This window comes from Sphingomonas sp. MS122, from assembly GCF_049532975.1.
Classification (GTDB): Bacteria; Pseudomonadota; Alphaproteobacteria; order Sphingomonadales; family Sphingomonadaceae; genus Sphingomonas.
The window spans coordinates 3682857-3696607 of the sequence record NZ_CP186695.1 but is presented as its reverse complement, the minus strand read 5'-3'; the positions used below and the strand labels follow the sequence as shown (position 1 = coordinate 3696607).

Sequence of the window (13751 nt, the reverse complement as noted above, 5' to 3'; positions counted from 1 at the left end):
GGCGATGTGGCAGATCAAGAACAGCTCGAGCATCGCCGACCGCGGCGCCGCCACCACGACGCTGTCGGACAGCGACGTGGCGGAGGCCGCGCGCTGGACCGAGCTGAAGGTCGAGCTGCATCAGCGGTTGCTCGACCAGATCAACCTCTCCGCGCTCGAGACGATGACGCCCGAGCAGATCCGTTCCGAGATCGGCGACATCGTCCAGGACCAGCTTGCGCTGCAGAAGCACGCGCTCAACCTCAAGGAACGCCGCCAGCTGGTGAGCGACGTGCTCGACGAGCTACTCGGGCTCGGGCCGATCGAGCCGCTGCTCAAGGACCCGTCGATCACCGACATTCTGATCAACGGCCCGCAGACCGTGTTCGTCGAGCGCGGCGGCAAGCTCGAGGAGACGCCGGTCCGCTTCAAGGACGACCGGCATCTGCTGCGGATCATTCAGAAGATCGTCTCGGCCGTCGGGCGCCGGATCGACGAGTCCGCGCCCTATGTCGACGCGCGTCTGGCCGATGGCTCACGCGTCAATGCGGTCGTGCCGCCGCTCGCGGTCGACGGTCCGCTGATGTCGATCCGCAAGTTCGCCAAGGTGCCGATCACCATGGACCGGCTGACCGAGCTCGGCAGTATCCCGGGGGATATCGCACAGGTGCTGGCCGCGATCGTCGAGGCGCGGCGCAACGTGCTGATCTCGGGCGGCACGGGGTCGGGCAAGACCACGCTGCTCAATGCCATGTCGGCCTATATCGACGGCACCGAGCGCATCGTGACGATCGAAGACTCGGCCGAACTCCAGCTCCAGCAGCGCCACGTCGTGCGGCTGGAGACGCGCCCGGCGAATATCGAGGGGGCAGGCGAGGTCACCCAGCGCGATTTGGTCAAGAACGCGCTGCGCATGCGCCCCGACCGGATCATCGTCGGCGAGGTGCGCGCCGGCGAGGCATTCGACATGCTCCAGGCGATGAACACCGGCCATGACGGGTCGATGACCACCGTCCACGCCAACACCCCGCGCGACGCATTGTCGCGTGTCGAGCAGATGATCGGCATGAGCGGGATCGACATCTCCTCCAGCTCGGCGCGGGCGCAGATCGCCTCCGCCATCAACATCGTCATCCAGGTCGGACGCCTCAGCGACGGCAACCGCCGCCTGCTCAGCGTATCCGAGATCACCGGGATGGAGAGCGAGGTTATCACCATGCAGGAAATCTTCCGCTTCCGCATGACTGGCCGCGACGGCGACGGCGGCGTGCAGGGCCGGTTCGAGGCGACCGGCATCCGTCCCAAGTTCATGCAGGAGCTGAGCGATCGCGGCATTCATCTTCCGGCCGAGCTGTTCCGGCCCGAGCTCGGGCTGCGTTAGATGAGCGACACGACCCTTCGCGCGCTGATCCTGCTGTTCGTGTTCGGTGCGGCCCTGCTCGCTGCCGACGGGGCGCTGCAATGGATGCGCAGCGAGCGCGGCAAGCGGCGCGCGGTCAACAAGCGGCTCGAGCTGATCGCGCAGGGCGCCGATCAGGCGACGGTTTCCGCCAAGCTGCGGCGCGACTCGCTGGCCGGTGCGATCAACCTGCCCGGTGTCCTGGGCGGGCCGGGCAAGCGGCTCGAGAAGATGCTGCGCACCAGCGGGCTGCCCCACTCGCCGGCGCAGATCGCGGCGTGGATGACGATGGCGTTTTTCGGGATCTTCCTGGTCGTGACGGGGGGAACGGTGCTTGCCGGGATCACCGTCACCCTCGGCGTGCTGGTGATGATCGCCGCGTTCGCCGCGGTGGTGGGCGTCGCGCTCCCACTGTTCGTGTTCGCGCGCAAGGCCGACCGGCGGCACAAGAAGCTGATGGAGCAGTTCCCGGTGGCGCTCGACATCTTCGTGCGGGGGTTGCGCGCGGGACATCCGGTGGCGTCGGCGCTTGACCTGCTGACGCGCGAGATGGCCGATCCGATCGGTAGCGAGTTCGGGCTCGCGGCGGACGAGGTGACCTATGGCGCCGATCTGCGCGATGCACTGCACAACATGGCCGAGCGCTGCGATCTCGACGACATGCGCATGTTCGTCGTCTCGCTGGCGATCCAGAACGAGACTGGCGGCAACCTCGCCGAGATCCTCGAGAATCTGTCGAAGGTGATCCGCGAGCGGGCGAGCATGGCGATGATGGTGCGCGCGCTGAGTTCGGAGGGACGGATGACTGGCGCGATCCTGACGGCGCTCCCGCTGCTCGCCTTTGCCGCGCTGTTCCTGCTTAATCCGGCCTTCTACCTCGACGTCGCGGGCGACCCGGCCTTCCTGACCGCGTTCGCCGGTCTGATCCTTCTCTATCTCGTCGGCTTCTTCACGATCCGGCGCATGATCGACCTCAAGGTCTGATGCGATGATCGCCGATCTCGCGCCCCAGCTGCCCCGCACCGCCATCCTGGTCCTGGTGTTCGTGCTGGCGACCGGCCTCGCGCTCGCAGTGGCGACGCTGGCACGAAATCGCACGCGGGTGCGTGCGCGGCTCGAGGCGATGACGCGCGGCGGCGTGGTGGCGAGCGGCGGGTCGCTGCGCGGCGAGCAGCAGTCGAGCGCCTGGCACGGCTTGGTCAACGCGATCGAGCGCAGCGGACTGTCGCTTGCCGACACCAACAGCGCCGCGCTTGCCGACAAGCTGGCGGAGGCCGGGTTCTCCTCGCCGCTGGCGCCGCGCATCTACACGCTGGTGCGGCTCGTGGCGACGCTCGGCGTGCCCGCGCTGTTCGTGCTGTTCGCTACGCTCACCGGGCGTACCGGATCGCTGGTACAGCTCTACATTACCGGCGCCGCGCTCGCGCTTGCTGGGCTGTACATTCCGACGCTGATCGTCCGCGCGCGCGCCGATCGTCGCCGCGACCGGCTGGTCCGGGACTTTCCCGACACGCTCGACCTCATGCTAGTGTGCGTCGAGGCCGGTCTGGGGCTCGAGGCGGCGTTCGATCGCGTCGGGCGCGAGATGATGCATTCCCATCCGCTGGTGGCGAAGCTGCTCGCCGGCGTGGTGCTCGAGCTTCGCGCCGGCCGCAGCCGCGAGGACGCGCTGCACCGCATGGGTGAGCGTGCACGGGTCGACCAGATCCGTTCGTTCGTCACGCTGGTTATCCAGTCCGACCGGCTCGGATCGAGCATCGGCAAGACGCTGCGCGTCTATGCTGCCGAGATGCGCGAACGCCGCCGCCTCTCGGCCGAGGAGCGGGCGCACCGGCTGCCCGTGCTGCTGTCGATCCCGCTGGTGGCGTGCATGCTGCCGGTGATGATCGGGGTGCTGATGCTGCCTGCTGCGATCCGCGTAGTGCGTGACCTGATTCCAGCGATGGCGGGGGGAGGCTGATGGGATCGTTCACCGCAACTACGGCGGCGTTGGCGGTATTTGCCGCACTCGCCGGCTGCGCAATGGCGCCGGGGCTGTCGGGGATCCGGCCGGTCGGAGGCGCGGCGGTCGGACAGACTAGCGTCGCCGCGGGCAACGAGCTGGTCGCGCGCGGTCAGTACGGTCTGGCGATCGCCGCCTATCGCCGCGTGTTGCGCCAAGACCCGGCCAACAGCCGCGCGATCGAGGGGCTGGCGATCAGCTACGAGCTGCTCGGCCGGCTCGACCTGTCCGACCGTTATTATCAGGAGGCGCTCGCGCTCGCGCCGCGCAACCCACGTATCTATCAGAACTTCGCCGCGTCGTTGCGCGCGCAGGGGCGCCATCGCGAAGCCGAGCAGCTGATGGCGGACCTGCGGATCGCGCTGCCCGACGCGCCGGTCGAGGCGGCGGCGGTCGTGACGCCCATCATTCAGCCTGCGCCCGTGCAACCGGCACCGGTGGCGGCTGCCGCTGCGCCCGAGCCCGATATCCGGACGATCCGGCAATCGGAGCGCTCCACGCTCGTGGTGACGATGCCGCGCCAACCCGCGGCAGTCGCGTCGAAACGGCCTGCCATGGCGTCGGGGCTGCCCGTACCGGCCGCTGGCGTTGTGCGTCCTGCTCGCGTGGTCAATGCCGTGGGACGGCACGGGATTGCCCGGCAGACCGCGGCCTTGCTGGCGAAGCGCGGAATTGGCGGGCTCGAGACCGGCGACGCGGCGTTCAAGCTCAAGCGCAGCCGCATCCTGGTTCCGCGGGAAGCGCGCGGGCTCGGCGAGCGGCTGGCACGGAACCTGCCCTTCGCTGCCCGGATCGAGGAAAGCGCGCGGGTCGATCGCGTGCAATTGCTGGTCGGCGAGGACGCGCTGCCGGCGTTGCGGGGGAGGGGCCGCTCGTGATGCGTCGGGCGGGACAAATGCTGCTCTCGGCAATCGTGGCGTCGGCACTTTGCCCGCCAGCGTTGGCATCGGGCGCGGATCTTCCGATCATCGCCGCGGCGATCCGCGCAGGGCGCCTGATCCAGGCGGAGGTGATGCTGGCGCGGCTTCCCGCGCCAGCCGATGCCGTCGAGGCGGAAGCGGTCGATGCGATCCGCGGCCAGTTCGCGCTCGCTACCGGTGCGTCCGCGCAAGCGCTCCAGATCTTCGGTAGACTGCGTGAGGTGGCTCCCGCGCGCTGCGACTATCTGCGCGATTTCGGGGTGGCCGCGGCGCGGCTTGGCGACGCGCGCGCGCTCGAGGCGTTGCGCGACACGGCGCCGCGTTGCGCGACGTGGCAGAGCAGCCAGATGCTGGGCGTCGTGCTGGCGCGGGGCCAGGGCTGGGCGGAGAGCGAGAGCGCCTTCGCACAGTCACTGAGCCTTTCCCCGGACAATCCGGTAACGCTCAACAACCGCGCTTTCGCCCGGATCGAGCAGGGCCGCTACGCGGACGCGCGAGACGATCTCGGCAAGGCCTTGCGCGCGGCGCCGGGCGACAGGCGCATCGCTGGCAATATCGATCTGGTGGAAGGCGCGATGGGCAATGCCCCGCGGCGCCGCGGCGGGGTCGATGACGACCGGCGATGGGCGTCGCGCCTGACTCTTGCGTCGAAGGGTGCGTTGCGCGCCGGACGACGGGATCTGGCGCGGGCGTTGCTGGCGGAGGCGATCCAGATCGATCCGCAGTTCACCCCCGAGGCGAACCGGCTTCTGGATGGACTCAAGGACGCTCGCGGAGAGGCACGGTGATCGCCACGGCGTTGCTTGCAATCCTGGTCCTGCTGCTGGCTATGGCGGCCATGCAGGACGTCTGCCAGCTGCGCATCGCCAATTTCTTCGCGGTGGCGATCTTCCTGCTCTTTCCCGCCTATGCGGTCGCGAAGGGCTTGGAGGCATCGCTGTGGCAGAACGGTGCGGTATTCCTCGGCGTTCTCGCGCTGGGCACCGCCGGATTCGCCGCGCGCTGGCTGGGCGGAGGGGACGTCAAGCTGCTCGCGGCGACGGCGCTCTGGTTCGATATCGCGGGTGCGGCGAGGCTGATTGGCGCGATCGCGGTCGCGGGTGCCGCCGTCACGCTGCTGTTCGTCGTGCTTCGCCGAGCCGTGCCGGCATCGGCGCTGTTGCGTTCGGGCATGGTGGCGCTGAAACCGCGGGGCCCGATCCCCTACGGATTGGCGATCGCGTGCGGTGCGATCACCGCGATCGGCCTAGGGTATGCCAGCCCTTGACATCCTTGGAATTGGTCTGTGCATGTCCCATCTGTGCAAAGCCGTCCGTTAGAGGCGGAGCAGGAAAGGAACGAGGATGGTTAGGCTGTTGGCCGCCCCGGCGATCGCCGGCGCGTTGTGTTGTGCACTTGCTCCCGCCGCGGCGCGGACGGGCGAAATCGGAACCGAGATGACGGTCACCGGCGAGCTGCGCGGGGTGACCCGCACGCAGACCGTGTCGCTCCGCGACCTCGACCTGCGCCGCGACGCGCATGTCGCGCGTGCCGAGAGCCGCCTGCGCTTCGCCTCGAAGCAGGTATGCGACCCGAGCGCGACGCAGGATCTCTACCAGAAGCGCGACTATGGCCTGTGCTTCGGCCAGGCGCTGACCGGCGCCCGCAGCGATCTTGATCGCCACGTGGCGCTGGCGCGCGGCGGCTGACGGCTCAGCCGAGCGGCGGCCCGGGGGGCAGCGGGAAGCGCGAGCGCGGCCCCTTGCCCCATTCGGGCGCCAGTTTCTTAGGCGCATTCGCTGCCGGATCGTCGAGATAGGCGGCGATGCGCCGAGCGCTCTGGCGATAGAAGGCGGCGGTCACCGGATCGGGCGTCAGCTGCGCGAGCAGGTTCTCGGGTAGCGCCAGGTTGGCCGGCTCGATCGCGTCGAGCAGCAGGCCGAGCGAGCCGCGCTGCATTTCGGTCGGGATGAACTCGGTCGGCGGCAGCGTGTCGCCCTTGACGACGATGTTCTGGTAGAGCCCACCGACATATTTGAGCGCGCTCTCGATCGCGTAGCGGTGGTGGAGATAGACCATCCACAGCCGCGCGTCGCGCAGCGTTCCGACCGGCTCCCCGGCGGTCAGCGCGCTCTGGCCATAGCCCGCCAGCATGATTTTCCGCGCGGCCATCGCCTCGCGCAGATTCTCGCCCGGGGTCGCGCGGTCGTCATACCAGGTCCAGCGCGGATCGGTGTCGGGGACATAGAGCAGCCCCTGGCCGCGCATGTCGGCGATCACGCCTTCCAGCCCCGCTTTCTCTGCCGCGGGAGCGAAGGGCGTATAGGCGTAGCGCACCATCATCGTGTCATAGGCGCCGATCCCCTTCATGAAGGATTCGGACAGATCGAGCCTGCCGTCCGTTACCTTCACCCGTGGCGTGGGATACTCCATCACCGACGCGCGGTCGCTGAGGCTGGAGGCGAAATTATGCCCGAAGCCGAGCGAATGGCCATATTCGTGCGCCATCAGCAGCGCCTGGCGCAGCAGCACCATGTCGCGCTGTCCCGCCGGCATGCCGGCGAGCGCGCCTTCGGTCAGCAGGCCGGGATCGGCCACCGTCACGCCCGCGCCGTCGCCGGGCAGCCCCGCCAGATAGGCGTCCCAGTAGTTGCCGATCGTGCGGATGCGGTGCGTGTCCATCCGCACCTTGGCGCCCAGGATCTCGCCGGTGCGCGGATCGCGAAAGGTGCCGCCGGACGAGAAGCCGCGCTCGTCGCGATTGATCCACAGGATAAAGGCGTAGCGGATGTCCATCGGGTCCATGTCGGCCGGCGCGTCGATCGCCTCGATCGCGTTGCTGAACCCGGCCGCCTCGAACGACTTGTTCCACCATAGCAGGCCCTGCTTCATCGCGGTGCGGATCGGCGCCGGGATCGCAGGGTCGAAATAGACGCGGATCGGCTTGACCGGATCGCTCATCGCCGCGGCGGGGTCCTTCTTCTCGAGCCGCCAGCGCGTGACCCATGACGTGTCGGTGCGCTCGCTGAACGGCTTCGAATAGTCGCGGAAGCGCAGCTCGCTCACCCCGATGCGCGGGTCCGCCACGCGCGGGACATAGCCGGTCGGGGGTTTCAGGAAGCTGTGATGGATGCGCATCGTCAGCGCGCGGGGCTCGGGCGCGACGTTGCGCACCAGCGCGCCGGGCGTATCCGCCGCGAAGGTGACGATCGTCTCGACCTCGCTATTCTCCGGAAACGCCTTGATCCGCGGCGCGTAGAAGGTGCTGCGCGCGGGATCGAGCTTGAAGCTGCCCTGGTTGGTGCGGCGCAGCGTCCCTTCGATATTGGCGGCATCGCGCATGAACAGCGCGGTCGCATCGACCGTCACCTTGCCGCCCGCGCTCGATTCGATCGGCAGGCTGGCGAGGACCGAGGTGGGGAAGGAGTCCGCGACGCCCTGCGCGGTCGCCGCGTTGCCGGTCGCGCGATAGCCGCTGTTGATCTCGACCACGAGCACGCGATTGCCGGCGCGCTGGAAGCGGATCACCGCAGTCTCCATGATGCCGCGGTCGAAGGGCAGCTCGACCGATCCGCCGCCGGTGGCCGCCGAGACATAGTAGAGCACGTCCTCGTCGAACGCTGGCACCTGCAGCAGCAGCTTGCCGCGCGCCGTGTCCCAGGCGAGCGGGATATAGCCGTCGGCCAGCGCGGACGGGGCCGCCTGGGCCGGTGCTGCCTTCACCGTATGTGGAAGCAGCACGCCTGCCGCCGCCGCGAGCGAAACAAATGCCGCGCCCAGCAGCGTCCGCGCCACGGAACGCCGCAGGCCTGGCCCGCGCGAGTCGATCTTGGTCATCACTTTCCCCGACAGATGGGGGACGCGACGCTCGCCCTTCGCTAACGGCGCGACCCGGTTGCACCTGCCTTTCCCCGCTCGAAGATGATCGGCACGTTCGAGCGGCGGGCAACCTCCCTCAACACGAAGCTGCTTCTGATCTTCGACACATGCGGAAGATTGGACAGCTCTTCTCGATAGATCTTGTCGTACTCGTCCAGCGAACTGACGTGGATCAGGATCATGAAGTCGGTATCGCCCGACACGAAGCCGCAGAACGAGACCGAGGGGCATTTGACCACTTCGCGCTCGAACTCGACCAGGATGTTCTCCGCCTGCGAGCTCAGCTCGACCATCACCATCACGGTGCCGGCGAAGCCCAGCGCCTTGAGCGAGAGCCGCGCGGAATAGCCCTCGATCACGCCGGTTTCTTCCAGGATACGCCGCCGACGGGCGACGGCCGTGCTGGAGAGGTTGATCATCTCGCCGAGCGCGACGTCGGAAATCCTCCCGTCTTCCGACAACGCTTTCAGGATTCGATAATCGATAGTATCAAGTGTTACAGGTTCGATATTCATCACGAATCTTCATATACAAGATGAAATTCGAATCAACGCCCTTGATTAAGTTCCAAATTTAGGCACTATCGTCATGGCGAATCTGCTAGGCTTCATGCCGATCGCAGATCACCGAATGGCCGCGCCGGCAACGATGCCGGAAGATGGCCGGATATTTTCCGCAGAGACCCGAACGAACCAGAACAGTTCAAGGAAGAGGATCCTGGCTGGCCCTATCAAACTAGATTTGGGGGCTAACGTGGGTTCAGAAAAGAACGAGTTTCAGGGCGGAAAAACCGGAACGTCGCGCGCGCAGCTGCTGGGCAGCGCAGTCATCCTTGCCGTATCGCTGATCGCCGGGGCGGCGCATGCCCAGACCGCGCCGGTCGAGACGGCCGAACCGGAGCAACCGGCGGAACCCGAGGCCGGTCCCGAGATCACCGTCACCGGGTCGCGCATCGTCCGCGACGGCTATGACGCGCCGACCCCGGTCAGCGTGATCAGCACCAAGGAGCTGAAGGCCGAGGCGCCCGCCAATATCTCGGACTTCGTCAACACGCTTCCCGCGGTGCGCGGCTCGGGCACGGCGGCGAGCTCGAACGGATCGCTGTCGAACGGCGCGGCGGGCATCAACAGCGTCAACCTGCGCAATCTCGGCGCGAACCGCACGCTGGTGCTGTTCGACGGCCAGCGCTCGGTCGCCTCGACCACGACGGGATCGGTCGACGTCAACACCTTCCCCCAGGCGCTGATCCAGCGGGTCGAAGTGGTGACCGGCGGCGCGTCCTCGGCCTATGGCTCGGACGCGGTCTCGGGCGTGGTCAACTTCATCCTCGACAAGACCTATACCGGGTTCAAGACCGAGTATGAGCACGGCGTCACCACCTATGGCGACGGCCCCAACCACAAGATCAGCGCGACCGGCGGCAAGAGCTTCGGCGACGGCAAGGGCCATATCCTGCTGTCGGGCGAGTATTTCACGCAGAAGGGCATCCAGTCGATCGACCGCGACTGGAACGACACCGGCTTCTTCCTGATCAACAATCCGGCGTACAGCACCGCCGTCGGCGGCAATTGCCGCCCCCCGGCGGGCTATGTCGCCGGCACGCCGATCACGGGCTGCGCGCCGGAATATCTGGTCAGCGCCAACGCCGGCACCGGCCAGTTCACGCCGGGCGGACTGATCTATTCCGGGCCGTTGCGCGGCACCTATTTCGGATCGATCAATCCGGCGACGGGCAAGGCCAGCGTCAACCAGCTCAACTTCGGCGCGACGAGCGGCCAGTGGATGCTGGGCGGCGATCTCGGCATCACCACCGCCGGCCACCGCAGCAGCGCAACGCTGCTTCCCGCCGAGAAGCGCGTCAGCGGATTTGGCCGAATCAGCTATGAATTCTCTCCCGCGATCGAGTTGTTCGCGCAGGCGGCGATCAGCCACTATCGCGGCCAGAGCTATTATCAACAGACGCCGACCGTGGGCGTGACGATCCAGCGCGACAACGCCTTCCTGCCCGATTCGGTGCGCGCCGATATGGTCACGAACAACCTGCAGACCATCCAGATCGGTACCAGCAACATCTTCCTGCCGCCGCAGGGCAGCGACAACCGCCGCCAGGTCCAGCGCTATGTCGTCGGCGGCGATGGCGAGTTCGCGACCGGCGGCATCACCTGGCAGTGGGACGGCTATTACCAGTTCGGCAAGACCGACACGGTCGAGCGGCTGACCAATGCCTGGCACATCCAGCGCATGGCGAATGCGACCGACGCGGTGGTCGCCGCGGCGGGCAATCCGGGGGGTTATGCGGCGGGCGCGATCGTCTGCCGGATCAACGTCGACGCGAATACTGCCAATGACGACCGCGCCTGCGTGCCGCTCAACCGCATCGGCACCAACGGCGCCTCGGCCCAGGCGATCCAATATGTGCTCCATGACGGCTTGCAGCCGCTGCGCCGCCAGCATCTCAAGCAGCAGGTCGCGGCACTGAACTTCTCGACCAACAATCTGTTCCGTCTCCCCGCCGGGCCGGTCAGCCTCGCCTTCGGCGGCGAGTGGCGCAAGGAGGAGGTGACCGGCAGCGTCGACGCGCTGTTCCGCCCGATCGTCGCCAACGGCGTCACCACCGGCACCTGGATCTACGGCAACTATCTGCCGACCTTCGGCAGCTACACGGTGAAGGAAGGCTTCGTCGAGACGATCATCCCGATCTTCAAGGGGATGGACTTCAACGGGGCCGCGCGGCTCACCGATTATTCGACCTCGGGCAGCGTGGTGACGTGGAAGGCGGGCCTGACCTGGCAGGTGATCGACGACATCAAGTTCCGCGGCACGATCTCCCGCGACATCCGCGCGCCCAATCTGTCCGAGCTGTTCGCACCCGGCACCGGCCGCACCAACACCGTCAATCGGCCCGTCGCGGTCGGTACCTGCCCAACCGCTCCGACATCCACCGTGTGCGCCGACCAGTTCAACGAGTCGACGGTCGGTAATCCAGCGCTGGTGCCGGAAAAGGCGCTCACCTATGGCGCGGGCGTCGTGGTGACGCCCAGCTTCATCCCGGGGCTCGCTTTCTCGGCCGACTATTACAAGATCGACCTCTCCGGCGCGATCGACTCGCTCACCGCGCAGACCCTGGTCGACCAATGCTATCTGCAGGGCATCACCGCGGCCTGCTCGGCGATCTCGACCACGGGCGGGCGCGGTGTCGTCACGCCCGGCCTTCCCGTGACCAGCATCGAGATCAAGCCGACCAACTTCGTCAGCGTGAAGACCAGCGGCATCGATCTGGAGGCAAGCTATCGCCGCGAGATCGGACCCGGCAATTTCTCGCTGCGCGCGCTGGTCAGCCGCGCGTTCGAGCTCAAGACCGAGAACGGCGTCACGCTGGCGACCGATTCCGCGGGGCAGAATACCGGCGGGCTGCCCGACTGGACCTATCGCTTCTCGGCTGGCTACGACATGGAAAGCGGCTTCTCGGTCCAGGGGATCGCGCGCGGCGTGTCGGGCGGGGTGTACAACAACAATTACATCGTGTGCACGACCGATTGCCCGGCCTCCACCGCGGACCGGCGGACGGTGAACACCAACTCGATCCCGGGCGCCTTCTTCTTCGACCTCAACTTCAACTACCGCTTCGAGGTCAAGAACGCGAAGGCCGAGCTGTTCCTTGCGATCCGCAACATCACCGATCGCGATCCGGTGCTGGTCGGCAACGGCCCGACCGGCAACAACACGCCCGCCTATCCGCAGACCAACCGCGCGCTCTACGACGTGCTCGGCCGCGTGTTCCGCATGGGGTTCAGGCTCGCAATCTGAACACCCCCCTCCACGGGAGGCGCCCCCCTGCGCCTCCCGTGGTTCTGTCCGCAGTCATTGATACAAGACCGTCATTCGACCTGGGAGAAGGCCATGTCCAAACTCGTCATGAAGTCGTTTCTTGCCGCGCTGCTCGTCACCACGCCGATGTCCGGCGCCCATGCCAAGGCATCCGATGCGCTCAAGAAGGAGGTCGCCGTGGGCGTCGAGGCCCGGGCCAAGCTCGTCCAGGAAATGGTCGACTCGGTGTTCAGCTTCCAGGAGCCGGGATTCCAGGAATTCCAGACGATGGAATATCTGACCGCCATCCTCGAGAAGAACGGGTTCACGATCGAAAAGGGCGTCGCCGGCATCCCCACCGCCTGGACCGCGACCTGGAGCAATGGCGAGGGGCCGACCGTGGCGCTGGGATCGGACGTCGACGGGCTGCTCGGCCTGTCGCAGATGCCCGGCCTGCCCCAGATCAAGCCGATCGTTCCCGGTGCGCCGGGCCATGGCGAGGGGCATAATTCGGGCATGCCGCTGGTCATCGCCGCCGCGCTCGCGACCAAGGACGTGATGACCAAGCACAACATCAAGGGCAAGCTGATGCTGTGGCCCGGCGTCGCCGAGGAGCTGCTGGCGACCAAGGCCTATTATGTCCGCGCCGGCCTGTTCAAGGACGTCGACGTCTCGATCTTCACCCATGTCGCCTCGAGCTTCGGTACGGGCTGGGGGGACTCGGGCAACAACGGCATGGTCTCGGTCGAGTATAATTTCAAAGGCCGCACCAGCCACGCCGCGGGCGCGCCCTGGGCCGGGCTCAGCGCGCTCGACGGGGTCGAGGTGATGAACATCGCGTGGAACATGCGGCGCGAGCATCTCCCGCTCACCCAGCGCTCTCACTACGTGATCACCAATGGCGGCGGCCAGCCCAACATCGTGCCGGGCGAAGCGACCGTCTGGTATTATTTCCGCGAGCAGACCTTCGATAAGATCCGCTCGCTGTTCGCCACCGGCAACGAGATCTCCGAAGCGGCGGCCAAGGCGACCGGCACCACCGTCACGCGCCGCATCTTGGGCTATGCCGCACCCAACCACGCTAACCGCCCGCTGGCCGAGGCCGCGCAGGCCAATATCGAGCGGGTCGGCATGCCCAAATGGAGCGCCGACGACCAGGCCTTCACCAAGGCGGTGCAGGAAGCGCTGAAGTTCAAGGTCGAGCCGCTCAAGGCGACGGTGGAGAAGCTCTCCACGCCTGAAACTCGCGATCGCTCGTTCGGTGGGGGATCGGACGATATCGGCGACATCATGTGGACGGTGCCGACGATCACCATCCGTTTCCCCTCGAACATCCCCAACATGATCGGCCACAACGTCACCGCGGCGATCGCGATGGCGACTCCGGTCGCGCACAAGGGTGCCGTCGCGGGTGCCAAGGCGGTGGCGATGACCGTGCTCGACGCGATGACCACGCCCAAGCTGATAACCGACGCAAAAGCCTATTTTCGCGACGTCCAGACCAAGGACCAGAAATACGATCCGGTGCTCACCGCAGCGGACCAGCCGGCGATCCACCTCAACAAGGAGGTGATGGAGCGGTTGCGGCCCGAGCTCACCAAATATTACTACGATCCGGCCAAATATCCGAGCTATCTCGACCAACTCGGCGTCAAATATCCGACGCTCGCCCCAATCAAGGACTAGGGCGCTTCCGTGCTCCGCGCTCCCGGCCCGATCGACGGGCCGGGAGGCTGGCTGTCGGGAGCAACCGCGATCGGATAGCTAGCTCAACTGTCGTCACTGA

The 13751-nt window shown here is 67.0% G+C and carries 11 protein-coding genes; 9 read left to right on the top strand and 2 right to left on the bottom strand.

Annotated features, from left to right (window positions below; all coding sequences use genetic code 11):
• Positions 1-4 precede the first annotated feature (4 nt).
• From ACO227_RS17690 to ACO227_RS17660, 7 genes are all read left to right on the top strand, one after another.
• A complete protein-coding gene (locus ACO227_RS17690; protein ID WP_423603635.1) occupies positions 5-1360 on the top strand; it encodes a CpaF family protein in 1356 nt (451 codons plus the stop codon).
• Complete coding sequence (locus ACO227_RS17685) at positions 1361-2362, top strand: type II secretion system F family protein (RefSeq protein WP_423603634.1); 1002 nt, start codon at positions 1361-1363, stop codon at positions 2360-2362.
• 4 nt (positions 2363-2366) lie between these two features.
• Positions 2367-3338, top strand: coding sequence for a type II secretion system F family protein (locus ACO227_RS17680; RefSeq protein WP_423603632.1), 972 nt, complete (start codon positions 2367-2369; stop codon positions 3336-3338).
• Positions 3338-4258 carry a tetratricopeptide repeat protein gene (locus ACO227_RS17675; RefSeq protein WP_423603631.1) on the top strand — a complete coding sequence of 307 codons (921 nt, stop codon included), beginning with the start codon at positions 3338-3340 and terminating at the stop codon, positions 4256-4258. The genes ACO227_RS17680 and ACO227_RS17675 overlap by 1 nt, the downstream gene beginning before the upstream one ends.
• A 17-nt stretch (positions 4259-4275) precedes the next feature.
• On the top strand, positions 4276-5088 hold the full coding sequence (locus ACO227_RS17670; RefSeq protein ID WP_423603630.1) for a hypothetical protein: 813 nt from the start codon (positions 4276-4278) through the stop codon (positions 5086-5088).
• The gene (locus ACO227_RS17665) at positions 5085-5567 is read left to right on the top strand and encodes an A24 family peptidase (RefSeq protein WP_423603628.1); all 483 of its coding nucleotides are present in this window, start codon (positions 5085-5087) and stop codon (positions 5565-5567) included. The genes ACO227_RS17670 and ACO227_RS17665 overlap by 4 nt, the downstream gene beginning before the upstream one ends.
• A gap of 76 nt (positions 5568-5643) precedes the next feature.
• Positions 5644-5988, top strand: a complete 345-nt coding sequence (locus tag ACO227_RS17660; protein WP_423603627.1) for a UrcA family protein — start codon at positions 5644-5646, stop codon at positions 5986-5988.
• Between the two features lie 4 nt (positions 5989-5992).
• Here the strand turns inward: ACO227_RS17660 and ACO227_RS17655 are convergent, their stop codons facing one another.
• Positions 5993-8116, bottom strand: a complete 2124-nt coding sequence (locus ACO227_RS17655) for a zinc-dependent metalloprotease (protein ID WP_423603625.1) — start codon at positions 8114-8116, stop codon at positions 5993-5995.
• Positions 8117-8157: 41 nt separating this feature from the next.
• Positions 8158-8673, bottom strand: a complete 516-nt coding sequence (locus ACO227_RS17650) for an Lrp/AsnC family transcriptional regulator (protein WP_423603623.1) — start codon at positions 8671-8673, stop codon at positions 8158-8160.
• Between the two features lie 238 nt (positions 8674-8911).
• On the opposite strand from ACO227_RS17650, the gene ACO227_RS17645 reads away from it, so the two are divergent.
• Positions 8912-11965: a TonB-dependent receptor plug domain-containing protein gene (locus tag ACO227_RS17645; protein WP_423603622.1), complete on the top strand. Its 3054-nt coding sequence runs from the start codon at positions 8912-8914 to the stop codon at positions 11963-11965.
• 93 nt (positions 11966-12058) lie between these two features.
• Positions 12059-13651 (top strand): peptidase dimerization domain-containing protein, encoded by a 1593-nt coding sequence (locus ACO227_RS17640; RefSeq protein ID WP_423603620.1) that lies wholly within the window; start codon positions 12059-12061, stop codon positions 13649-13651.
• The last annotated feature ends 100 nt before the right edge of the window (positions 13652-13751 follow it).